The following is a 22056-nucleotide window of genomic DNA, read 5'->3' as shown; positions in this document are numbered from 1 at the left end:
GCGGCAAGTCCGCCCTCCCGAGCGGCGGCCCGTCATTGACCGAGGAATTCATGAACGATCATCCGCCGATCGAGCGCCCCGTGACCGCGCCCGAGATGCCCCGCACAGCCGACCGCAGGCCGCCGGAGGGACGGCGCCCCTTGCGCGGCGGACCGCGGCCGGACCGCCCGAAGAAGCGCGACGTGAGCGGCTGGGTGATCCTCGACAAGGGCGTCGGCATGACCTCGACCCACGCGGTCGCGGTGGTCAAGCGCGCCTTCAATGCCAAGAAGGCGGGCCATGCCGGCACCCTCGACCCGCTGGCTTCCGGCATCCTGCCGATCGCGCTCGGCGAGGCGACGAAGACCGTTCCCTTCGTGATGGACGGCCGCAAGGCCTACCTGTTCACTGTCAGCTGGGGCACCGAGACCGACACGGACGACACCGAGGGGCACCCGGTCGCGACGAGCGACGCGCGGCCGACCCGCGAGGCCGTCGAGGCTGCGCTGCCGCGCTTCATCGGAGCGATCGAGCAGGTGCCGCCGCGCTTCTCGGCGATCAAGATCGCGGGCGAGCGCGCCTACGATCTCGCCCGCGACGGCGAGACCGTCGAGCTCACGGCGCGCCCGGTGCAGATCGACCATCTCGCGGTGGTGGAGCACGAGGCCGACCGCACCGTGATCGCGGCCGAGTGCGGCAAGGGCACTTACGTGCGGGCGCTCGCGCGCGACCTCGGGCGCGTGCTCGGCTGCTACGGCCACGTCTCGGCCCTGCGGCGCACCCGCGTCGGCCCCTTCGCCGAGGCCGAATCCTGCTCGGTCGCGGCTCTCGAGGCGGCGGGGCCGGAGGGCAGCGCCCCCCATCTGCGCCCGGTCGAGACGGCGCTCGACGCGATACCCTCCGTGGCGGTCTCCCGCGACATGGCGCTGCGCCTGATGCGCGGCCAGCCCGTGATCCTGCGCGGGCGCGACGCGCCGGTGGAGGGCAAGATCTTCGCAACCTGCAGCGGCATCCTTGTGGCGGTCGGCGACGTGGAGCGGGGCGAACTCGTGCCGCACCGCGTCTTCCACCTCGGTGGCACCGGCGGCCGGCAGGAATAGGCATCGGGGCAGCCGCGGCGGGTGCGGCGCCGGCCTCCGCTCGATCGAGGGCCGTTCCGATCCTATGACCGACCGCTCGACACCTCCGGCACGGGTGGGAAGGCTCTCACCCTCGCCCTCATCCTGAGGCGCCGCGTCAGCGGCCTCGAAGGAGGCCGCCATTGGCCCCCGCGCTCCCTGGAACCCTCCTTCGAGGCCTCCGCTGCGCTGCGGCGCCTCAGGATGAGGGGGAAGGTGGGAAGGCTAGCGCCGAACCGGCGACGGGGCCGTATCGCGACTGCGGCTCACGGCTCCGGCCCGGGCGCGTCGTCCCGGACCGCCTTCCCGCGGTCGGCCCGAATGCTCCGGCGGACCACGACGAGCTGCCAGGCCGCGAGCGCGATCAGCACGAGTTCCAGCGCGGTCGAGGCGATCACGGAGCGTCGCTCCCGCGCCCGGCCGCCCCTGCCCGCTCGCGATCCCGGCGGATCGCGCGCCTGAGCACGACGAGCTGCCAGATCGCGAGGCCGAGGGCGAGCGCGAAGACGAGGCCGATGTCGAAGAAGGCGAAGAACGGATCGCTCACGACGCTTCGCGGGTGAGCGCCTCCCGCTCCCGCAGCACCTCGATCATGTCGAGCACGCGCACGACCTGACCCGCCACGTCCCACCACGCCGCCCGGGCGCGCTCGGATTCCGGGACGCGCTCCGATGCCGGAGGTCGCTCCGTCACGGCGTCGATCAGGAACGCGGTCTCGGGCAGGGCCGGCGCCGCGCGCTCCGCCTCGGCGGCGAGCGGCAGCAGAGCCCGCAGCAGCAGCGCGGTCTTTCTCCCCGGGCCGACACGGGCGCGCCGGGTGACGGAATCGTGGTCCCGGCGCGCGATCTCAAGGCCGATCTCCGCGTAGATCAGGCGAGCCGCCCGGATCGCGGGGCGGCAGGACGGCGGCAGGCCGGCGATGCCGGACTCGGCGCGGGCATAGAGCACGTCGGCGGCTTCGAGCAGGCGTCCCACCACGCGGGCGAGCGCCGGCGTCGCCGCGGGCGCGGCCAGGAACGCCTCCGGATCGATGCCCTCCTGGCGCAGCCAGCGCAGGGGCAGGTAGAGCCGGCCGGCGCGGGCATCCTCGCCGACGTCGCGGGCGATGTTGGTGAGCTGCATCGCCACGCCGAGATCGCAGGCCCGGGCCAGCACCGCGGGATCGCGCACGCCCATGATCAGCGTCATCATGGCGCCGACCGAGGAGGCGACGCGGGCCCCGTAGGCGCAGAGGTCGCCGAGCGTCTCGTAGCGGCGCCCGGCTGCGTCCCAGGCGAGGCCGTCGAGGAGGGCTGCCGGCAGCGCCTGCGGGATCGCGTGGGAGGCCACGATGTCGGCGAGCGCCCGGTCGGCCGGGCCGTCGGCGGGCGCGCCGGCATAGGCCCTGGCGAGCCGCATCTCGAGCCGCGCGACCGCTCCGGCCTTGCCCGCCGCCGCCTCCGGGTCGTCGACCGCATCGTCCGAGAAGCGGCAAAAGGCGTAGAGGCCGTAGGCCGCCCGCCGCATCGCGGGCGGTAGCAGCAGCGAGGCGGCGTGGAAGCTGCGCGAGCCGGCCCGGATCGCCGCCCGGCAAGCCGCGTGATCGGCCGGCCCGGCATGCCCTCCGGTCTCTGCCGCGTCCTCGGAAAGCTCAAGCGAAGACGCGCGCATCCGGCACCACCCGATCGAGAACCCTGGCCGAGGAGAGGACGCCCGGCAGCCCCGCGCCCGGATGCGTGCCCGCCCCTACGAGGTAGAGGTTGCGCACGTCCTCGGACGCGTTGTGGGGCCGGAACCAGGCGGATTGCGTCAGCACCGGCTCGAGCCCGAAGCCGGAGCCACGGAAACTCAGGAAATCGTCGGCGAAGTCGCGGGGCGTCGTCACCTTCGAGGTGACGATCGCCTCCGACAGGCCCGGCAGCACGGTCGCGGCGAGATGCTGCTCGATCGCCCGGCGATAGGGCTCGGCGCAGGTCGCCCAGTCCTGGCCGCCCGCGAGGTTCGGCACGGGGGCGAGCACGTAGAAGGCGTCGCAGCCGGGCGGGGCCAGCATCGGGTCGGTCTCGGTCGGGCGGTGCAGGTAGAGGCTGAAATCGGGGCTGAGGACCTTGCGCCGGAAGATGTCGTCGATCAGGCCGCGGTAACGCGGCCCCATCAGGATCGTGTGGTGGGCGACATCCGGGTACTTGCGGCTCGTGCCGAAGTACCAGACGAACAGGCCCATCGAGGAACTCGCCCGCGCCAGGCGCCGGTCGCTCCAGCGGCGGCGGCCGGCGCCCGCCAGGAGATGCGAGTAGGTGTGGGCGGAATCGGCGTTCGAGACCACGATCTCGGCCGCGATCCGCTCGCCGCCCGCGAGCCGCACGCCGGTGGCGCGGCCCTCCTCGACGAGGATCCGCTCCGCCTCGGCGCCGCAGCGGACCTCGCCCCCCTGCCCCCGGATCAGGCCGACGAGCCCGTCGACGAGCCGCCCGGTGCCGCCCATCGCGAAGTGCACGCCCCAGCGCCGCTCGAGATGGGCGATCAGGCAGTAGATCGCGCTCGCCCGGAACGGGCTGCCGCCGATGAGGAGCGGGTGGAAGCTGAAGATGGTGCGCAGCCGCTCGTCGCGGATATGGGCCGCCACGACGTCGTAGACGCTGCGATGGCCGCCGAGCCGCACGAGGTCGGGCAGGATGCGCAGCATGTCCGCGAGGGAGTTGAACGGCACGTGGCCGAGCTCCTCGAAGCCGACGCGGCAGATCGCTTCGCTCCGGGCCATGAAGCGCTCGTAGCCGGCAACGTCCGCGGGCGAGACGCGGGAGACCTCCGCCCGCATGGCGGCCTCGTCGCCGCTGTAGTCGAAGCTGGCGCCGTCCTCGAAGCGGATGCGATAGAACGGGTGCATGGGCACGAGGTGGACGTCGTCCGCGAGGCGCCGCCCGCAGAGCGCCCAGAGTTCCTCGAACAGGAACGGCGCCGTGACGATGGTCGGCCCGGCATCGAAGGTGAAGCCGTCCTGCCTGTGGACGCGGGCCCGGCCGCCGGGCTGCCCGAGCCGCTCCAGCACCGTGACGCGGTAGCCGCGCGCCCCGAGCCGCACCGCCGCCGCGAGGCCGCCGAATCCGCTGCCGATCACGACGGCGCGGGGCCGGCGGCGCGTGTTGCCGCCCAATAATATTGACGTTTCATCTGTCAACATAATCAGACAGTATGGGTGCGGACGGGCCTCTGGCAAGACGGTCCGGCGGAATTCTCTCCCGCCCCGCCACGCTCCATCGCCCCGGGCGAGCGGGTGCGGCCCCAGAACCCGCGCGCCGCTGCCCGGAGATTGTCCGGCGCCGCCTATCCCGGCAGGAGGCCGAGCGATTCGGCCTCGCGGACGATCGACGCGGCGACCTTGTCCGGCGCCTCCTCGTGCGCGAGGTGGCCGAGGTTGCGCATCAGGTCGACGCGCGCGTCCGCCAGGCGGTCGCGCAGCGCGAAGGCGGCCTCCGGCGCGACTGCCTTGTCGTCGGCGCCGACGATCAGGAGCGTGCGGGTCGCGAGCCGGCCGATGTCGCGGTCGAGTGCGTCGAGGTTCCAGTTCGCCATCATGCCGAGAGCTCCCGCGACGTGACCGGGCTTCTGGAACAGACGGCGGTAGAGATCGAGGCCCTGCCGGTCGAGGCTCGAGCCGGTGCCGCGGATCAGCCGCTCAACCGCCGTCCGGTCGGCGGTCCAGGCGAAGACCCGGGGCGTGACGGGGTTGAGGAACAGCATCCGGGCCATGCCGGGGAAGATCAGCCCGGCCATGCCCGGGAATGGCTTGAGGGCGCCGTTGAGGGCGACGAGCAGGCGGGGCTCTATGCCGCCGTCGAGGCAGAGCCGGGCGAGGATCGCCGCCCCCGCCGAGTGGCCGACCGCGACCGCCGGCTCGATGCCGAGATGGCGCAGGAGGTCGCCGAGCGCAGACGCCATGCCGGGCAGGGACAGGCGCCGGTCGGGGAGCGGATCGGTGAAGCCGTGGCCCGGCAGGTCCGGCGCGACGACGCGGAACTGCTCGGCGAGGCGCGGCATCAGCCCCCGCCAGGAATGCGTCGCCGCGCCGGTTCCGTGCACGAGCACGAGGGGCGGGCGATCGGGCGCGCCCATCTCCTGGACGTGCCAGCGCAGGCCCGCCGCCTCGACGAAGCGGCTCGCGGCGCGGTGCGGCCAGTCGCGGCCCTCGCGCTCCCAGAGCGGGCGGTCCTCGTCGCGCGTGAACATCGGTGGCGTCCCGCTCACGGGCTCCGGCCGGCGAAGCGCACAGCCTGGCTCAGGGTGCCGGCATCGGCCCGCGGCAGGGGCAGGTAGCGGGCCGCCATCGCCTCGGCGAGGCGCCGGGCCGCCTCCTGCGGCCTCTGCGCGGTATCGATCAGGATCGCGCGCTGGCCCGCCGCCCGGAAGGCCCTGGCGGAGGCGAGCGCGTCCTCGCCGGCCCGGGCGCGGCCGGCCTCGCCCGAGCGCGCGACGTTGGCGCGCCCGTCCGTGAGGAGGACGACGACCGGCTCGCCGCCGCAGCGGCGGACGGAATCGGCAACGCCGAGCGCCGCGTCGAGCCCGGCCGCCAGCGGCGTGCCGCCGCCGCCCGGCAGGCCCGCGAGGCCGCGCTTGGCGCGTACCAGCGAGCGGGTCGGCGGCAGCAGGAGATCGGCGCCGAGGCCGCGGAAGGCCACGAGCGCGACGCGGTCGCGCCGGACGTAGGATTCGGCGAGCAGGAGCTCGACCGCGCCCTTGGCTTCAGCCAGGCGCTCCAGCGCCGAGGAGCCGGACGCGTCGACCGCGAAGATCGTGGTGGTCTCGCTGCGCTGCCGGTAGCGGCGGATGCGCAGGTCGTCCGGGCGGACCAGGATGCGGCGGGGCATGGTCGGACCATCCTCCCCGCCCCGCCGCAAGCCCTGCCAGGGCGCGGCCGCCCGCAGGGTCTCGACGAGGGCGAGGCGGCCGCGGCGCGGATCGCCAGGCCGGGCCCCGGCGGGGCGACCGGACAGGGCGGCGGCGGGCCCGCCGCCGCGCCCGGTTCGGGCTATGCGGGGGCGCGGCCCGCCCTCGGTCAGGAGCGCGAGCAGGCCAGGCGGGATCGCCGCGCGGGCGGCCTCGAGCACGACCTCGTCGAGGGGGCCGTCCGGCCTCCGCGCGGCATCGCCCTCGTCGGCATCCGGCGGCGGCCCGGGCGCGGGGGCCTGGTCCGGCTCGGGTGCCGCCTCGGCGACGGGCAGGCGCGTCGCGCGCGGGGCGAGCACGAGGCGGGCGGCCTCAACGGCGTCGCCCGTCCCGACCGCGGAGCGGCCCGCCCGCGCGGCGGCGAGACGCGCGACCCGCAGGGCGAGGAGCGGCCCGCGCAGCGAGGCGCAGCCGATCGCCTCGGCGACGGCGCAGAGGGCGGCGGCCGCGTCCGCCTCGGGGCGAGCCTCGCGGGCCGGATCCTCGGCCGAAGGCGGTACCGGCTCGGCGATGTCGCGCAGGCCGAGGCTCGTCAGGTCGAGGTGGAAGGCGAGCCTGTCCGTGAGCGCCCGCGGCGCCTCCTCCTCGCCCGCGCCCTCGTCGAGCAGGATCAGGCCGACACGGGCGGGCAGGTGCTCGGCCAGTCCCTCGCGGGCGAGAACGACCGTGCCGGTGTCGAGGGAGGCGGCGAGCCGGGCGGCGGTGCCGGCCGTCAGGCGCTCGGCCATCGGCACCACGACGAGGCCGCGATCGGCCTCCGCGAGCAGGCCCCGCTGCAGGACCGGGCGTCCGGCGCGAAGGGTGGCGGCGAGGTCGAGGCCGCCGAGGAGGCGGTCATCCGCGATCGTCGCGGGCATCCGGCGGACGGCCGTACCGGCCGCGAGGGCGCCGCGCAGGGCCGCGATCCAGGCCTCGCGCACCGGGCCGGCCCCCGCCCGCAGCCAGACGCCGCCGCAGGCCGGCGGGTCGGCGGCGACCAACTCGGCGACGCGCAGCGCGTCCGCCCAGAGCGTGCGGGCCGCCTCCGGCTCCGTCACGCCAGCACCTCCGCGACCGCGCGGGCGACGCGGGCCGTCGAGCCGGCCTCGTCGAGCGGGTTGCGGCGCAGGCGATGGCGCAGGGCGGACGGCGCGACGCGCCGGATCTGGTCGATGCCGACGCTGTCGGCGCCGTCGAGGGCCGCGAGCGCGCGGGCGGTGCGCATCAGGGTGAGCTCGCCGCGCAGGCCGTCGGTGCCGAGCGCGAGGCAGAGCCGCGCCGCGGCCTCGAGCGCCGCGTCCGGCACGGCGATGCCGCCGAGGCGCTCGCGGGCGGCGCCGACCTGCCGGCGCAGGGCGCGCTCGGCCTTCGCGTGGCTCTCCGCGAAGCCCGCGGGATCGCGCTCGAAGGCGTCGCGGCCGCGCACCACCGCGATGCGGGTCGCGATGTCGACGGGCGTCGTCACCTCGACGGCGAGGCCGAACCGGTCGAGGAGCTGCGGCCGCAACTCCCCCTCCTCCGGGTTGCCGCTGCCGACGAGGACGAAGCGGGCGGGGTGGCGCAGGCTCAGGCCCTCGCGCTCGACCGTGTTGATCCCGGAGGCCGCCACGTCGAGGAGGAGGTCGACGAGGTGGTCCTCGAGCAGGTTCACCTCGTCGATGTAGAGGAAGCCGCGATTGGCCCGCGCCAGCAGGCCCGGCTCGAACGCCTTCTCGCCGCGCGTGAGCGCGCGCTCCAGGTCGAGGGCGCCGACGACCCGGTCCTCCGTGGCGCCGAGCGGCAGGTCGACCACCGGGACCGGCACGAGGCGGCCGCGCCGCGCGCCCTCCGCGCCCGCGCAATGCGGGCAGGCGGCGGCCGGGGCCGCGGGATCGCAGGCATAAGGGCAGCCCGGTACCGCCCGCATCGGCGGCAGCAGCGCCGCGAGTGCCCGGATCGCCGTCGACTTGCCGGTGCCGCGGTCGCCGAAGACGAGCACGCCGCCGATGCTCGGGTCCACCGCCGCGATCAGCAGCGCCCGCTTCATCTCGTCCTGCCCGACGATGGCCGAGAAGGGGAAGGCCGGCATGGCCGGGGCGCCGGCCTCCTCCCGGGAAACGCCGCGCGCGGCCGTTGCGCGTTGCGCGCGCGGGGCCCGGCGCGCTTCGGTCGCCCGGCCCGGCGGGGCGCCGTTCGTCGCCTCGCCGTCGCCGGCGTGGCTCTCGTGCCGCTCCTCGAAGGTCATGGCTCCTACTCCGCGGCGACCTTCTCCAGCCCGATCCGCCGCCAGATCGTGGAGAGCGCCTCGACGAGATGCTCGATGTCGGCATCCGTATGCAGCGGCGAGGGCGTGATGCGCAGGCGCTCGGTGCCGCGCGGCACGGTCGGGTAGTTGATCGGCTGCACGTAGATGCCGAACTCGTCGAGCAGGGTGTCGCTGATCGCCTTGCAGAGCACCGGGTCGCAGACCATCACCGGCACGATGTGGCTGTCGTTCGAAAGGCAGGGGATGTCGGCCGCGTCGAGGCGCGCGCGCACCCGGGCGACGCGGTCCTGGTGGCGGGCCCGCTCCGCGCCGCTCGCCTTGAGGTGGCGGATGCTCGCCGCCGCGCCCGCCGCCACGGCGGGAGGAAGCGAGGTGGTGAAGATGAAGCCCGAGGCGAAGCTGCGCACGAAGTCGCAGAGCCTCGCCGAGCCCGTGATGTAGCCCCCGTGCACCGCGAAGGCCTTGCCGAGCGTGCCCTCGATCACGTCGAGCCGGTGGGCCAGACCCTCGCGCTCCGAGATGCCGCCGCCGCGCGGGCCGTAGAGGCCGACCGCGTGGACCTCGTCGAGATAGGTGAGCGCGCCGTGCGCCTCGGCTACGTCGCAGATCTCGGCGATCGGAGCGATGTCGCCGTCCATCGAGTAGACGGATTCGAAGGCGACGAGCTTCGGCCGGTCGCGGTCGATCAGGCCGAGCTTCCGGTTCAGGTCCTCCGGGTCGTTGTGACGGAAGATCTGTCGCTCGGCGCGGCTCGCCCGGATGCCCTCGATCATCGAGGCGTGGTTGCCCTCGTCGGAGAGCACGACGCAGCCGGGAAGCCGCGCCGCCAGGGTGCCGAGGGCCGCCCAGTTCGAGACGTAGCCGGAGGTGAAGAGCAGCGCGGCCTCCTTGCCGTGGAGGTCGGCGAGCTCCTGCTCAAGCATCACGTGGTAATGGTTGGTGCCCGAGATGTTGCGGGTGCCGCCCGCGCCGGCGCCGCAGCGGTCGAGCGCGTCGTGCATGGCGGCGAGCACGGCCCGGTTCTGGCCCATGCCGAGATAATCGTTCGAGCACCAGACCGTGACGGACCGCATGCCGTCCGGCCGATGGTGCATGGCCCGCGGGAAGTGCCCGGCCTGGCGCTCCAGGTCGGTGAAGACGCGGTAGCGACCCTCCCGATGGAGGCCGTTCAGCTCGGCGCCGAAGAACGCTTCGTAATCCATCGGGGGCTCCCCTTCCGTGGTGTTCTCGTGCGGGTTCTCTCGCCCGCGGGCTCAGGCGGCGTCCCGGCGGCCGATCTCGACCGGCTCGGGCGCGGTGACGGTGATCGGCGCGGGCTTGTCGGCCCGTGCCGGCAGGCTCCACTGCCAGAGGGCGGCGGAGGGCAGCGGCAGCATCAGGAACCAGTGCTCGAGGGTCGCGAGCGCCATCAGGGTGGTGAGGATCGTGAAGCCCACCACCTCGTGGGGCGTGATCTCCTCGGCGAGCGCGGTCCGGCCGAGGAGCGCCACGATCAGCGTGGCGAGGCTGACCGAGACCGGGAACAACAGGTTCATCGGCTTCCTCGCGAGGAAGCAGCCGAGATAGCTGAGATGGTCGGGCAGGAACTCGGCGTTGAGGTTGCGCACGCCGAGGAACATGTTGAGCCGCGCCGAGAGGTTCATTCCCCAGAGCACGAGATAGGTCCAGAGGGCGAAGCGGTTCGGTCCGTCCCAGGTCAGGGCCAGGATCGCCAGCGCCCCGACCACGATCGCCGCCTCGTGCCAGAGGCTCGCGGCGGCGGCCGCCCGGAACCGGTCGAGGCCGCGCGTGCCCGGCGGGCAGGCATGCGGGCGCGGGCCCGAGACGAAGCCCATGTAGTAGCTGATCTCCTGCCAGCCCCAGACGAGCAGCGCCGCCGTGAACGCCGTGTAGGCCCCCGCCTCGCTCGCCTCGCCCGCGCTCGCCCCGATCAGCCAGAGGGAGGCGGCGAGGACGAGGCTCGCCCCCGCCATGCTCCACGGGAAGGTGCGGCGCGGCAGGTGGTCGAGCAGGATGATCAGCCCGGTGGAGAACCACCAGACCGCCACCGCGTAGAGGGGCGGCACGGCGTAGGACGACATCGCTCCCTCGTCACCAGACGGGCTCAAGGCGGATCTCCGCCGGCATCGGGTTGTCGACGGCCGGCAGCAGCAGGAGCCGGCCGAAAGCGAGGGCCGCGCGCGCGGCCTGCAGCGCATGCGTCACCCGCCCGGAGAGGCCGCCCCGCGCCTTCGCGTCCGCGATGCGCTCCGAGCAGTCGAGCAGCGTGTCGAGGAGCGCCTTGAAGCGCGGGTTGTCGAGGTCGAGGGTGAGCGGGAAGGTCTGGCGCGAGATGTCGGAGGTGATGCGGAAGACCTTGAAGTCGTACTCGGTCGGGTCGACCCCGAGTGCCCCGTGGAAGGCCGGCCGGCAATGGTCGCGCACGTACATCGTGGCGAAGACCGCGAGCAGGAAGAACTTGATCCAGTAGCGATTGAGGCCGCTCGTCAGCTTCGGGTTCGCCCGCATCAGGAGCGCGAAGGCTTCCCCGTGCCGGAACTCGTCGTTGCACCACTTCTCGAACCACTTGAAGATCGGATGGAAGCGCCGGTCGGGGTTCTTCTCCAGTTCGCGGAAGATGGTGATGTAGCGGGCGTAGCCGATCTTCTCGGAGAGATAGGTGGCGTAGAAGATGAATTTCGGCCGGAAGAAGGTGTATTTCTTGGTCTTCGTCAGGAATCCGAGGTCGACGCCGATGCCGAAATCCTTGAGCACGTCGTTGATGAAGCCGGCATGCCGCGCCTCGTCGCGGCTCATGAAGCCGAACAGCTCCTTGATGTCGGGATTCTTGGCGCGCTTCCTCATCTCCGCGTAGAGCACGCAGCCCGAGAACTCGGCGGTGATCGAGGAGACGAGGAAATCGAGGAACTCCTTGCGCAGCTCGGGCTCCAGCCCCGACAGGTCGAGGTCGAATTCCGACGTCCGCACGAAGTGGCGCTTGTTCGGGTCCGCGCGCAGCTCGTCGATCAGCACGTTCCACTCGCCGCGGACCGGCTCGACATCCGTGCGGTCGAGCTCCTCGAAATCCGTCGTGTAGAATCGCGGGCTGAGGAAGGTCGTCTCCTGCGCGGCCTTGGTCGATTCGTTGACCGGCACCTTCGGCACGGCGTTCTGCGAGAGCGGATGCTTGATGGGAGCGTTCACAGTCTCCTCCTCTCGGTGAAGCTGACTTCGTAGAGCTCGGTCAGCTCGAGATGGCCGGCGAGCTTGGTCCAGAGCCGCTCGATCCGGCCGGCCCGGGTCACGGTGGCCGTGCGCTCGACGACGAGGCGCTCGCCGTAGGGCACGGTGGTCGGCGCGTCGTGCACCTGCACCTCGTCGCCCGGCTCGATGCTGAAGGGCGCGTGCAGGCTGACATGGGCGTGCAGGCTTTCGGGCGTCTGCTCGATCTCGATCGTGCAGGGCACCTCGACGGTTCGGCGTCCGTTGAGCCAGTCGATGATCATCGGATCGTGCTCCCTTCGGGCAGAAGGTTGGCGAAGGCCCCCGCATTGGCGGGGCCGAAGGCTTCGAGGTTCACGCGCCGTCCCGTCGCCTCGTCGGCGAGTGTCAGCGTCCCGTCGGCATAGCGCGTGAGCCGGAAGGGCTGCTCGGGCGTCAGGCCGGCGCGCAGCCGCGCCTGTCCGAAGCCCCGGAGCGTCGCCCGCACGAAGCCGTCCCGTCCGGGCTCGACGGTGGCGACGAGCCGGTCCGTGCCCGCCTCGTGCAGGGTGATCGCACCGTCGCTGCGATCCTCGACCGTCAGGGCGAGGCTCGCCACCGGCGCGGCGTCGGGCCCGTGCGTGATCCCGACGCCGCCGGTGCGGCCGACCGCGACGGCGAGCATCGTGAAGCCGATCAGCGCCCCGGCCCCGATCAGCGCCGGTGCGGCGACGGGCACGCTCTCCGCATCGTGCGACATGACGGCCTCCTCCGGTTCAGCCGGCCCGTGCCACGGCGAGCCGCGGCGGGTGGGCCGGGACGGGTGGGCGCTCGACGAGGATCGGGAGCGCGGTCTCCTCGGGCGCCCGCGCGGCCTCGACCGCGGCCGCCAGGATGTGGGCGACCTGCGCGGCGTCGGGCACGGAGCGCAGCATCGGCTGCGGCTCGCTGACCCGCCAGGGGCGGGCGTGCGGCCAGAGATGCGGATAGGCGATGCGGGTGCCGGCCCGCAGGCGGACCGGGATGTCGCCGCTGCCGTCCCGGAAGCCGTGGAGCCCCGCATCCGCGATCATGGCGAAGGGCAGGTTCAGGGTCGCCTGCAGGGCGATGCCGATCTGCAGCACGATGCGCCGGTTCGTGATCGTGTAGGTGGTGGTGCGGGCCGACAGCCAGCCGAGACCGGCGATCAGCAGGACGGCTCCGGCGCCGACCGCGAGCGTCGGGCCGGCGACCTGCAGGCCGTGGGCGAGGCCCCCCTCCTGCGCGGCCGGCACGCCCGACCAGAGGGCGAGGCCGGCGAACCAGAGGCCGACGAGGCGGGCATGCAGGGCCCGCGCGGCGATGCCCCGGGCCGTAGGCCGGCCCTGCCAGAGGATGCGCTCGCCGGGCGGCAGCGGGCCGGGCAGGCCGCGCGGGATCTCGGGGGCGCTCACAGCAGGGCCTCCGCCCGGCTCGGCGTGGCGTAGAGCGTGCCGGCGCCGAAATAGGCCATGATCTTCTCCTCCTCGAGGAGCGTCACGGAATCCGGGTCCTTGGTGCCCGGGATCCCCGCGAACTGGCTCGCGAGCAGCGCCTCCGTCTTGACGGTGCGGGAGAAGCGCCCCGTCCGGCAGAAGGTGTGGGGCATCAGCACGCGCCGTCCGCCGGCACCCAGCTCGACCTCGTAGTAGCGCACCATGCTCTCGCCGCGGTCGATCCAGAGGTCGGTGACGGTGCCGGCGACCTGCCGGTCCGCGCCGAACACCGTCATGCCGATCGGGTTCGGGCCGTCCTCGTGCACGGTGAAGTGCGTGGCGACGCGCAGCGGCACGATGCGCTTCTGGCCGTCGAAGGTGTGGTCGTGCGCGTCGTCGCGATGCACCCAGGAGCCGGGACCGACATGATCCTGCATCGGGTCGCCGCCGGGTTCGATCGGCGCGCCGGGCCAGGGCTCGCGCTTGTGGCCGACGAAGTTGCGGTCCGGCTTCATGTCGGTCTGCGGCGCGCTCTTCACCTTGCCGTCGGACAGGTGGAAGAACTTCGGCGTCGGGATCAGGATCGGGTCGGGGCTCTTGAGCGTGCCCGTCACCTCGGCCTCGAGCGGGTAGCCCTCGCGCCGGTCCTCGCGGCGGATCCAGAAGACGAGGCCCGCGAAGAAGATCCAGAAGGCGTAGAGCACCACCTGGGCGACGTCGATGTAGCCTGTGATTTCACCCCTTGGCATGGCGGATCTCCCGGGATTCAGCTGAGGCTTTTGGCGATGGCGGTGGGGGAGAGGCCGTGGTTTCTCCCGTGGGGTTGAAGCGCGTCGGACCGGGCGCGCTCGCGCACGAGCGGGCCGATGGCCACGAGGGTCGCGAACAGCAGCGCGATCTCGATGTGGTAGACGACGAGGTAGCCGATCGAGGCGTCGCTCATGGCCTCACCGAGCGCTCCCGAGACGGCGAGGCCGGAGCCGACGTCGCGCACGATGCCGCTCGCCGCGATGGCAAGCCCCGCCGCGCTCGCCTGCACGGCGCCCCAGGCCCCGAGCGCGAGCCCGGTATCCTCCGGGCCGGCCTTGGCCATCGAGGCGGTGAGCGTGCCGTGCGCGAACAGGCCGCCGCCGAGGCCGATCAGCGTGACGCCGGTGGCGAAGAGCTGCGCGGAGGCGAGCGGGGCCGCGAAGACGACGGCCGAGAAGGCCATGATGCCGACCACCGCGCCCGCCGCCGCGACCCGGAACGGGTCGCCGCCCCTGTTGAGCCAGCGCGCCGCGATCAGCAGGCCGAGCCCGCCGCCCGCCGCCAGCATCGCGGTGAGCGCGGTGGTCGCGGCGACCGAGAGGCGCAGGATCTGCCCGCCATAGGGCTCGAGCAGGATGTCCTGCATCGAGAAGGCGGCGGTGCCGAGCCCGGTGGCGACGAGGCGGCGCCGGGCAAGCCCGCTGCCCGCGTAGAGCGCCCAGGATCGGGCGAAGCTCGGCCGCGGCAGGGTCCCGGCCGCGCGGGCGGAGCCGCGCGGCTCCTGCTTCCAGAGGGCGATGCCGTTCAGCACGATGGTGACGAGGGCCGCGCCCTGGATCACCTGGATCAGCCGCACCGCCGAGAAATCCGCCAGCAGCAGCCCGAAGGCGAGCGCGCTCACCATCATGCCGACGAGGAGCATCACGCAGAGGAGCGCCACCACCTTGGGCCGCGCCTGCGCGGGCGCGAGGTCGGTGGCGAGCGCGAGGCCGACCGTCTGCACGGTGTGGAGCCCGGCGCCGACGAGCACGAAGGCGAGCGCCGCCGCGATCTGCCCGGCCCAGAGAGGGCCGGTCGTGTCGCCCGACAGGAGCAGCAGCGCGAAGGGCATGATGGCGAGCCCGCCGAACTGCAGCAGCGTGCCGAACCAGATGTAGGGAACCCGCCGCCAGCCGAGCACGGAGCGGTGCGTGTCCGACCGGAAGCCGACGAGCGCCCGCAAGGGGGCGAAGACGAGGGGCAGCGACAGCATCACGGCCACGATCCAGGCCGGCACCGCGAGCTCGACGATCATCACGCGGTTCAGCGTGCCGATGAGCAGGACGGCCGCCATCCCGACCGTGACCTGGAACAGGGCGAGCCGCATCAGCCGGCCGAGCGGCAGCTCGGCGGTGGCCGCGTCCGCGAAGGGGAGGATCGCGGGCGTCAGGCGCATCAGAGCCTGCGTGATGCCGGTGCCGGGCCTCATCGGGCGCCACCCTCCGGACCGGCCGCACCGACCCTCGCCGGCACGGGGGAGGGAGCGCGTCGCGGGTCCGCGGACGAGCCGCATCGGCGGAGCTCGACCGCGTTCGACAGGTAGAAGCCGCTGTTGACGCGGTGCGTGCGGGCGAGGGCGAAGCCCGCGAGGTCCGGCTCGCGGGCGATCCTGCGGGCGAGGCCGCGGGTGGTGATCGGCACGATGGCGGGCGCCCGGTCGGCCTGCGGAAAGAGCTTGCCGGCCGCGTGCATCAGCGTCAGCAGCGCCGTGCGGGGCGCCACCGTGAAGACCATCGCGCCGCGCGTGCGGCCGCCGAGCTCGGCCAGCGCCCGGGCGATGTCGTGGCCCGAATAGTGGATCAGCGAATCCATCGCGACCACGTGGTCGAAGGAACCGAGATCGGGATCGAGCATGTCGCCGACCCGGAAGTCGATCGAGCCGCCGCCCGCGATCGCGCCGGTGCGCTCGCGGGCGAGCCCGATCAGCGTCGGCGAGACGTCGACGGCCACCACCGTGGCGCCGCGGCGCGCCGCCTCCAGGCTGAGCGCGCCGGTGCCGCAGCCGGCATCGAGGACGCGGCGGCCGGAGAGGTCGGCGGGCAGCCAGGACAGGAGGGTCTCCCGCATCGCGTCGCGGCCCGCCCGCACCGTGGCGCGGACGCGGCTCACCGGCGCGTCGGAGGTGAGGCGCGACCACGCCTCGACGGCGGTGCGGTCGAAGTAGGTCTCGAGCTGGCCGCGGCGGGCGGCGTAGGAGGGGCTCGTCATCGGCGCGGCCTCAATCGAACCCGAGGAACTCGAACAGGTCGCGGTCCTTCATGGGGATCGCGTCGAGCGGCTTGCCGCCGGCCCAGAGATAGGCCGCGAGCCGCAGGTACTCGTTCTGGACCGCCTCGAGCTCGGGCGTCGGCTCCATCTCGAACAGCGTCGACTTCTTGAGGCGCGAGCGGCGCACCACGTCGAGATCGGGGAAGTGGGCGACCCGCTCCAGCCCGACCGCGGCGTTGAAGCGGTCGATCTCGTCGGTCTTGGCCGAGCGGTTGGCGATGACGCCGCCGAGGCGCACGTTGTAGTTCTTCGCCTTGGCGTGGATCGCCGCGACGATCCGGTTCATGGCGAAGATCGAGTCGAAATCGTTTGCCGTGACGATCAGGGCCTGCTCGGCGTGCTGGAGCGGCGAGGCGAAGCCGCCGCAGACCACGTCGCCGAGCACGTCGAAGATGACGACGTCGGTGTCCTCGAGCAGGTGGTGCTCCTTGAGGAGCTTCACCGTCTGGCCGACCACGTAGCCGCCGCAGCCGGTGCCGGCCGGCGGCCCGCCGGCCTCGACGCACATCACGCCGTTGTAGCCCTCGGCCACGAAATCCTCGACGCGCAGCTCCTCGGAATGGAACTGCACGGCCTCCAGCGCATCGATCACGGTCGGGGCGAGGCGCTTCGTCAGCGTGAAGGTCGAATCGTGCTTGGGGTCGCAGCCGATCTGCAGGACCCGCTTGCCCAGCTTCGAGAAGGCCACCGACAGGTTCGAGGAGGTGGTGGACTTGCCGATGCCGCCCTTGCCGTAGATCGCGAAGACCTTGGCGGTGCCGATCCTCACGTTCGGGTCGAGCTCGACCTGGACGCTGCCCTCGGGCTGCCGGCGCGCGGCCACGGGGTTCCGGATGGGGATGTTCATGCGGCGACTCCAGGAGCGATGCCCTCGAGGCGGTCCTCCAGCTCCTCCTCGGCGCGGTCGAGCGCTTCGCGCGTCGCGGCGTCGGGGGTCCAGAAGCCGCGCTCGTGCGCCTCGATCAGCCGGTGGGCGACCTTGGCGGAGGCGGTGGGGTTCAATGTCGCCATGCGCTCGCGCATGGCAGGGTCGAGCACGTAGGTCTCGGTGATGCGCTGGTAGATCCAGGGCGCGACCTGGTTGGTGGTGGCCGACCAGCCGACCGTGTTGGTGAGGTGCGCCTCGATCTGGCGCACGCCCTCGTAGCCGTGGCCGAGCATGCCCTCGACCCATTTCGGGTTGAGCATGCGGGTGCGCGTCTCGAGCGCCACCTGCTCGGAGAGCGAGCGCACCCTGCCCTCCCCGCGGGTCTGGTCGCTGATGTAGATCGGCACGCTCTCGCCCTTGGCGCGGGCCACCGCCCGCCCCATGCCGCCGAGCCCGTCGAAGTAGTGGTCGACCGAGGTGACGCCGACCTCGACCGAGTCGAGGTTCTGGTAGGCGAGGTCGACGGAGGCGAGCACGCTCTGCATCAGCGCGCGCTGGGGCGCCGCCTTGCCGCTGCGGCCGTAGGCGAAGGACTTGCGGCGCGAGAAGGTCTCGCAGAGCTCCGTCTCGTCGTCCCAGCGGCCCGAATCGACGAGGTGGTTGACGTTCGCCCCGTAGGCGCCCTCCGCGTTCGAGAAGACACGCAGAGCCGCCGTCTCGAGATCGATGCCGTGCTCGGCCTGGATGGCCAGTGCGTGCTTGCGCACGAAGTTGTGCTCCGCCGGCTCGTCCGCGGTCGCGGCCAGGTAGGACGCTTCCGCCAGGAGCTTCGTCTGCAGCGGCAGCAGATCGCGAAAGATGCCCGAGAGCGTCACCACCACGTCGATGCGCGGGCGCCCGAGCGTCTCGAGCGGGATCAGGCTCGCGCCGCAGAGGCGGCCGTATCCGTCGAAGCGGGGCTCGGCGCCCATCAGCGCCAGCGCCTGGGCGATCGGGCCGCCCTCGCTCTTCAGGTTGTCGGTGCCCCACAGGACGATGGCGATGCTCTCCGGGAGCCGCGTCCCGCCCTCCGCGTAGCGCGCGAGGATGCGCCCGACCTGGCGCGCGCCGTCGGCCACCGCGAAGGCCGAGGGCAGCCGGTAGGGGTCGAAGCCGTGCAGGTTGCGGCCCGTCGGCAGTACGGCGGGGTTGCGCAGGAGATCGCCGCCGGGCACCGGCGGGATGAAGCGCCCGTCGAGGGCGCGCAGCAGGGCCGGCACCTCGTGATCCTCGGCGAGCAGGCGGTCCGCCGCCTTCAGCGAGGCGATCGCGGCGCGGTGCTCCTCGTCCTGGGGCAGGCCCGCCTCCCGCAGCACGGCGTCGGCCCCGGCGCCGTCGAGGAGGGCCGCCACCGAGGCGACCGGCAGGGCAAGCCCGTGCGAGGCCTCGGCGAGGGCGGCGAGAAGCTCCGCCCGCTCCTCGGGCGGCGTGCCCTGCCCGACCACGTGCAGGCCGTGCGGGATCAGCGTGTGCTCCAATTCGCTCACCGCGCGGGCGAGCGCCGCGATCGTCTCGCGCAGGTCGTGCCCCCAGGCGGGCTCGGCCGGGGCGAGGTCGAGGGCTGCGGCCTGGCCCTGGATCAGGGCGCCGAGGTCGCGCCGCTCGGCCTCCGCCTCGGGCTCGAGGCCGCGCCAGCGCTCGATCGAGGCCTTCAGCTCGATCAGGCCGCGATAGAGGCCGGCCTGGGCGAGGCTCGGGGTCAGGTAGCTCACGAGGGTCGCGGCCGAGCGACGCTTGGCGAGCGTGCCCTCGGAGGGATTGTTGGCCGCGTAGAGATAGAGGTTCGGCACTTCGCCGATCAGCCGTTCGGGCCAGCAGGCGGCGGAGAGCCCGGTCTGCTTGCCGGGCATGAACTCGAGCGCCCCGTGGGTGCCGAAATGCAGCAGGGCGTCGGCGGCGAAATCCTCGCGCAGGTAGCGGTAGAAGGCCGAGAAGGCGTGGGTCGGCGCGAAGCCCTTCTCGAACAGGAGCCGCATCGGGTCGCCCTCGTAGCCGAAGGCGGGCTGCACCCCGACGAGGACGTTGCCGAACCGCGCCCCGAGGACGAGGAGGCCGGACCCGTCGCTCTGGTGGCGGCCGGGCGCCGGTCCCCACTGCGCCTCGATCTCGGCGAGGTGCGGCTCGCGGCGGACATGCTCGTCGGCGGGGACGCGCGCGAGCACGTTGGCGGCGGTGCCGTGGCGGGCGGCGTTGCCGGCCAGGATCCGGTTGCGCAGGTCGTCGACGGTGTCGGGAACCTCCACCGCGTAGCCGTCGGCGGCGAGGCCCTTCAGCACGTTGTGGAGCGAGGCGTAGACCGACAGGAAGGCGGCCGTGCCGGTGCTGCCGGCATTGGGCGGGAAGTTGAACAGCACGATGGCGACGTGCCGCTCCGCCTTCGGGCGGCGGCGCAGCGCCACGAGGCGCTCGACGCGGGCGGCGAGCCTCTCGGCGCGCTCGGGATGTACGCTCATGTCGCGGGCGCGCTCCGGGCCGGAGCGCGACGAGCGGCCGCCGAACACCATCGGGGCGGTCGCCCCGTCGAGCTCGGGGATCGCCACCATCATGGTGGCCTCGACCGGCGAGAGGCCGCGGTCGGAGCCCTCCCACTGCTCGATCGTCTGGAACTCGACGGCCTGGGCGGCGAGGTAGGGCACGTCGAGGCCCCGCAGCATCGCCTCGGCGGCCGCGGCGTCGTTGTAGGCGGGGCCGCCGACGAGGGAGAAACCGGTGAGCGAGACGAGCGCGTCGATCGCCGGGCCATCGTCGCGGCGGAAGAAGGCGTCGACGGCGGGGCGGTTGTCGAGGCCGCTGGCGAAGGCCGGCACCACCGCGAGGCCGCGCGCTTCGAGCGCCGCGATGACGCCGTCGTAGTGGGCCGTGTTCCCGGCGAGCACGTAGGAGCGCATCAGCAGGAGCCCGACGCGGCCCCGCGCCGGTCCTTGCGGGCGCGGCAGGTGCCCGACCTCGGCGCCGACGCGGGCCCGCATGCGCGGGTGGTAGAGACCGGTCTCGGGGTAGCTCAGGGGGGCGGGCGCCGCCGCGATCTCGCGCCAGGCCGCGCGCGGGCCCGCCGCGTAGCGGCCGACGAGGAAGCGCACGAGGCTCGCGACGTTCTCGTCCGAGCCGGCGAGCCAGTATTGCAGGGTCAGGAAATAGGCCCGCACGTCCTGCGCGGAGCCCGGGATGAAGCGCAGGATCTTCGGCAGCTTGCGGATCAGCGCCATCTGGCGCGCGGCGTTGCCCTGCTGCGGTCCCTTGCCGCGCAGTCGCTTCAGGAAGTCGAGGGCACCGCGCTGCGAACCGTCCATGTTGAAGCGGTTGAGCCGCGTGGTCCGCACGATCTCGCCGGCCGAGAGGCAGCCGACCATGGCGTCGCAATCGGGCCGCCGCGCCAGGAGGTCGGGCAGGATCGCCCGCACATGCTCGTCGAGGAACAGCATGGCCGAGAGCACGATGTCGGCCCGCGCGATGTCGCCCTTGCAGGCGGCGAGGCTCCCCGGATCCGCCTCCCACTCGGCGGCCGCGTGGAAGCTTAAGGCAAGCCCCGGCATCTCGGCGGCGAGGCGGACGCGCGCGCGCTCGACGGCGCTCGCCAGGTGGTTGTCGAGCGTCACGATGACGACGCGGATGTCGGGCCGCTCAGCGGCCGAAATGCGCTTTGGCATCGTACAGGGTCTCGATGGTGATGAGCGGCAGCGCCCGCTCCCGGGCGAAGCGCTCGGTGTTCGCGCGGGCCCGTGCCCGCACGAAGAACGGGATCTTCTTCAGTTCCTTCTCGGCATCGGCCGCCCAGGGGGCGCGCGCCTCCCCCGCCTGCGCGGGAGGGTGTGGGACCGGGGCGGCCTCGGCCGCGGCGGCGGCCGGTGCCGGCGCGTCGGCGGCCCGGGGCGGGACGCGGTGGCCGAGATGCGAGGGTGCCCTGTCTCCGAACTCGCGGTCCTCGCGGAACATGCCGAGCAGGTGCTCCTCGAGCCCCATCATCAGGGGGTGCACGAGCGTGTCGAACAGGACGTTGGCGCCCTCGAATCCCATCTGCGGAGAGGTGCGCGCCGGGAAGTCCTGCACGTGGACGGGCGCCGAGATCACCGCGCAGGGCAGGCCGAGCCGCTTGGCGACGTGGCGCTCCATCTGGGTGCCGAGCACGAGCTCGGGGTTCGCGGCCTGGATCGCCCCCTCGACGTCGAGGTAATCGTCCGTGATCAGCGCCTCGATGCCGTGGACTTCGGCCTCGGCGCGCACCTCGCGGGCGAATTCGCGGCTGTAGGTGCCGAGCCCGACCACCCGGAAGCCGAGCTCGGCCGCCGCGACCCGGGCGGCGGCCAGCGCGTGGGTGGCGTCCCCGAAGATGAAGACCCGCTTGCCCGTCAGATAGGTCGAGTCGACGGAGCGCGAGTACCAGGGCAGGCGCGAGGGCGCGCCCGCCAGCACCGGCGCCGGGTCGAGCCCGGCCAAAGCCGCCACTTCCTCGACGAAGCGGATCGTGGCCCCGACGCCGATCGGCACCGTCTCGACCATCGGCTGGCCGAACGTCCGCTGCAGGTGGAGGGCGGCCGCGCGCGCCACCTCGGGATAGAGCACCACGTTGAAGTCGGCCGCCCCGAGCCGTCCCAGATCGGCGGGCGAGGCGCCGAGCGGCGCCGTGACGTTGACGTCGATGCCGAGCCGGGCGAGCAGCCCCGTGATCTCCGCGACGTCGTCCCGGTGGCGGAAGCCGAGGGCGGTCGGCCCCAGCAGGTTACAAAGGGGGCGCCGGCCCTCGGCGCTCGCGCGCGGGGCTCCCGGTGCGGGTGCCGGTCCAGACAGCGCCCGCACCAGCCGGTAGAAGGTCTCCGAGGCGCCCCAGTTCTCCTTTTTCTGGTAGGCCGGCAATTCGAGCGGCACGACCGGGACCGGCAGGGCGAGCGCCGCGGCGAGGCCGCCCGGATCGTCCTGGATCAGCTCGGCCGTGCAGGAGGCCCCGACGATCATCGCCTCCGGCCGGAACCGCTCGTAGGCCTCGGCCGCCGCGCGCTTGAAGATCTCGGCGGTGTCCGCCCCGAGGTCGCGGGCCTGGAAGGTGGTGTAGGTGACCGGCGGGCGCTTCGTGCCGCGCTCGATCATCGTGAAGAGGAGGTCGGCGTAGGTGTCGCCCTGCGGCGCGTGCAGCACGTAGTGGAGGCCGCGCATCGCGGTGGCGACCCGCATCGCGCCGATATGGGGCGGGCCCTCGTAGGTCCAGACGGTGAGCTGCAT

The 22056-nt window shown here is 73.4% G+C and carries 20 protein-coding genes; 1 reads left to right on the top strand and 19 read right to left on the bottom strand.

Annotation, left to right across the window (positions count from 1 at the left end; genetic code table 11):
• Nucleotides 1–50: 50 nt before the first annotated feature.
• Nucleotides 51–1079: a tRNA pseudouridine(55) synthase TruB gene (gene truB / locus WDW90_RS01000; protein ID WP_336485382.1), complete on the top strand. Its 1029-nt coding sequence runs from the start codon at nt 51–53 to the stop codon at nt 1077–1079.
• A 284-nt stretch (nt 1080–1363) separates the two neighbouring features.
• Here truB and WDW90_RS00995 read toward each other — a convergent pair whose 3' ends face one another.
• The 19 genes from WDW90_RS00995 to bchB all read right to left on the bottom strand — a co-directional run bounded on the left by WDW90_RS00995 (nt 1364) and on the right by bchB (nt 22056).
• Nucleotides 1364–1495, bottom strand: coding sequence for a hypothetical protein (locus WDW90_RS00995; RefSeq protein WP_336485381.1), 132 nt, complete (start codon nt 1493–1495; stop codon nt 1364–1366).
• Complete coding sequence (locus WDW90_RS00990; RefSeq protein WP_336485380.1) at nt 1492–1644, bottom strand: hypothetical protein; 153 nt, start codon at nt 1642–1644, stop codon at nt 1492–1494. Before WDW90_RS00990 ends, WDW90_RS00995 begins: the two co-directional genes overlap by 4 nt.
• Nucleotides 1641–2747, bottom strand: a complete 1107-nt coding sequence (locus WDW90_RS00985) for a phytoene/squalene synthase family protein (RefSeq protein ID WP_336485379.1) — start codon at nt 2745–2747, stop codon at nt 1641–1643. The genes WDW90_RS00990 and WDW90_RS00985 overlap by 4 nt, the downstream gene beginning before the upstream one ends.
• Nucleotides 2728–4257 (bottom strand): phytoene desaturase, encoded by a 1530-nt coding sequence (locus WDW90_RS00980; protein ID WP_336485378.1) that lies wholly within the window; start codon nt 4255–4257, stop codon nt 2728–2730. Before WDW90_RS00980 ends, WDW90_RS00985 begins: the two co-directional genes overlap by 20 nt.
• 143 nt (nt 4258–4400) lie before the next feature.
• Nucleotides 4401–5303, bottom strand: coding sequence for an alpha/beta fold hydrolase BchO (bchO, locus tag WDW90_RS00975; RefSeq protein WP_336485377.1), 903 nt, complete (start codon nt 5301–5303; stop codon nt 4401–4403).
• 14 nt (nt 5304–5317) lie between these two features.
• Complete coding sequence (locus WDW90_RS00970) at nt 5318–7057, bottom strand: magnesium chelatase subunit D (RefSeq protein WP_336485376.1); 1740 nt, start codon at nt 7055–7057, stop codon at nt 5318–5320.
• On the bottom strand, nt 7054–8067 hold the full coding sequence (bchI, locus tag WDW90_RS00965) for a magnesium chelatase ATPase subunit I (RefSeq protein ID WP_336485502.1): 1014 nt from the start codon (nt 8065–8067) through the stop codon (nt 7054–7056). The genes WDW90_RS00970 and bchI overlap by 4 nt, the downstream gene beginning before the upstream one ends.
• A 161-nt stretch (nt 8068–8228) precedes the next feature.
• A complete protein-coding gene (gene hemA, locus WDW90_RS00960) occupies nt 8229–9446 on the bottom strand; it encodes a 5-aminolevulinate synthase (protein WP_336485375.1) in 1218 nt (405 codons plus the stop codon).
• A gap of 51 nt (nt 9447–9497) precedes the next feature.
• On the bottom strand, nt 9498–10325 hold the full coding sequence (puhE, locus tag WDW90_RS00955) for a putative photosynthetic complex assembly protein PuhE (protein WP_336485374.1): 828 nt from the start codon (nt 10323–10325) through the stop codon (nt 9498–9500).
• Between the two features lie 10 nt (nt 10326–10335).
• Nucleotides 10336–11427 carry a magnesium-protoporphyrin IX monomethyl ester (oxidative) cyclase gene (gene acsF, locus WDW90_RS00950; protein WP_336485373.1) on the bottom strand — a complete coding sequence of 364 codons (1092 nt, stop codon included), beginning with the start codon at nt 11425–11427 and terminating at the stop codon, nt 10336–10338.
• The gene (locus WDW90_RS00945; protein ID WP_336485372.1) at nt 11424–11729 is read right to left on the bottom strand and encodes a hypothetical protein; all 306 of its coding nucleotides are present in this window, start codon (nt 11727–11729) and stop codon (nt 11424–11426) included. The genes acsF and WDW90_RS00945 overlap by 4 nt, the downstream gene beginning before the upstream one ends.
• Complete coding sequence (puhC, locus tag WDW90_RS00940) at nt 11726–12184, bottom strand: photosynthetic complex assembly protein PuhC (RefSeq protein WP_336485371.1); 459 nt, start codon at nt 12182–12184, stop codon at nt 11726–11728. The genes WDW90_RS00945 and puhC overlap by 4 nt, the downstream gene beginning before the upstream one ends.
• A gap of 16 nt (nt 12185–12200) precedes the next feature.
• The gene (puhB, locus tag WDW90_RS00935; RefSeq protein ID WP_336485370.1) at nt 12201–12857 is read right to left on the bottom strand and encodes a photosynthetic complex putative assembly protein PuhB; all 657 of its coding nucleotides are present in this window, start codon (nt 12855–12857) and stop codon (nt 12201–12203) included.
• Complete coding sequence (gene puhA, locus WDW90_RS00930; RefSeq protein ID WP_336485369.1) at nt 12854–13627, bottom strand: photosynthetic reaction center subunit H; 774 nt, start codon at nt 13625–13627, stop codon at nt 12854–12856. The genes puhB and puhA overlap by 4 nt, the downstream gene beginning before the upstream one ends.
• 17 nt (nt 13628–13644) lie before the next feature.
• Entirely contained in the window at nt 13645–15096 is a 1452-nt protein-coding gene (locus WDW90_RS00925; protein WP_336485368.1) for a BCD family MFS transporter, read from the bottom strand.
• Entirely contained in the window at nt 15093–15875 is a 783-nt protein-coding gene (gene bchM / locus WDW90_RS00920) for a magnesium protoporphyrin IX methyltransferase (RefSeq protein WP_336485367.1), read from the bottom strand. Before bchM ends, WDW90_RS00925 begins: the two co-directional genes overlap by 4 nt.
• Nucleotides 15876–15885: 10 nt before the next feature.
• Nucleotides 15886–16782 (bottom strand): ferredoxin:protochlorophyllide reductase (ATP-dependent) iron-sulfur ATP-binding protein, encoded by an 897-nt coding sequence (gene bchL, locus WDW90_RS00915; RefSeq protein WP_336485366.1) that lies wholly within the window; start codon nt 16780–16782, stop codon nt 15886–15888.
• Entirely contained in the window at nt 16779–20489 is a 3711-nt protein-coding gene (locus tag WDW90_RS00910) for a magnesium chelatase subunit H (protein ID WP_336485365.1), read from the bottom strand. Before WDW90_RS00910 ends, bchL begins: the two co-directional genes overlap by 4 nt.
• Entirely contained in the window at nt 20464–22056 is a 1593-nt protein-coding gene (bchB, locus tag WDW90_RS00905) for a ferredoxin:protochlorophyllide reductase (ATP-dependent) subunit B (protein WP_336485364.1), read from the bottom strand. Before bchB ends, WDW90_RS00910 begins: the two co-directional genes overlap by 26 nt.

Source organism: Methylobacterium nigriterrae (assembly GCF_037106235.1).
Taxonomy (GTDB): domain Bacteria; phylum Pseudomonadota; class Alphaproteobacteria; order Rhizobiales; family Beijerinckiaceae; genus Methylobacterium; species Methylobacterium nigriterrae.
This window is presented reverse-complemented; position numbering and strand designations above follow the sequence as displayed.

Excerpts from the sequence above, each read along its gene's own strand:
- WDW90_RS00985 (WP_336485379.1), bottom strand. The coding sequence starts at position 2,747 with ATGCGCGCGTCTTCGCTTGAGCTTTCCGAGGACGCGGCAGAGACCGGA.
- bchO (WP_336485377.1), bottom strand. The coding sequence starts at position 5,303 with ATGTTCACGCGCGACGAGGACCGCCCGCTCTGGGAGCGCGAGGGCCGC.
- hemA (WP_336485375.1), bottom strand. The coding sequence starts at position 9,446 with ATGGATTACGAAGCGTTCTTCGGCGCCGAGCTGAACGGCCTCCATCGG.
- WDW90_RS00945 (WP_336485372.1), bottom strand. The coding sequence starts at position 11,729 with ATGATCATCGACTGGCTCAACGGACGCCGAACCGTCGAGGTGCCCTGC.
- bchM (WP_336485367.1), bottom strand. The coding sequence starts at position 15,875 with ATGACGAGCCCCTCCTACGCCGCCCGCCGCGGCCAGCTCGAGACCTAC.
- puhC (WP_336485371.1), bottom strand. The coding sequence starts at position 12,184 with ATGTCGCACGATGCGGAGAGCGTGCCCGTCGCCGCACCGGCGCTGATC.
- bchL (WP_336485366.1), bottom strand. The coding sequence starts at position 16,782 with ATGAACATCCCCATCCGGAACCCCGTGGCCGCGCGCCGGCAGCCCGAG.
- puhE (WP_336485374.1), bottom strand. The coding sequence starts at position 10,325 with ATGTCGTCCTACGCCGTGCCGCCCCTCTACGCGGTGGCGGTCTGGTGG.
- puhA (WP_336485369.1), bottom strand. The coding sequence starts at position 13,627 with ATGCCAAGGGGTGAAATCACAGGCTACATCGACGTCGCCCAGGTGGTG.
- bchB (WP_336485364.1), bottom strand. The coding sequence starts at position 22,056 with ATGCAGCTCACCGTCTGGACCTACGAGGGCCCGCCCCATATCGGCGCG.
- WDW90_RS00980 (WP_336485378.1), bottom strand. The coding sequence starts at position 4,257 with ATGTTGACAGATGAAACGTCAATATTATTGGGCGGCAACACGCGCCGC.
- truB (WP_336485382.1), top strand. The coding sequence starts at position 51 with ATGAACGATCATCCGCCGATCGAGCGCCCCGTGACCGCGCCCGAGATG.
- bchI (WP_336485502.1), bottom strand. The coding sequence starts at position 8,067 with ATGCCGGCCTTCCCCTTCTCGGCCATCGTCGGGCAGGACGAGATGAAG.
- WDW90_RS00910 (WP_336485365.1), bottom strand. The coding sequence starts at position 20,489 with ATGCCAAAGCGCATTTCGGCCGCTGAGCGGCCCGACATCCGCGTCGTC.
- WDW90_RS00925 (WP_336485368.1), bottom strand. The coding sequence starts at position 15,096 with ATGAGGCCCGGCACCGGCATCACGCAGGCTCTGATGCGCCTGACGCCC.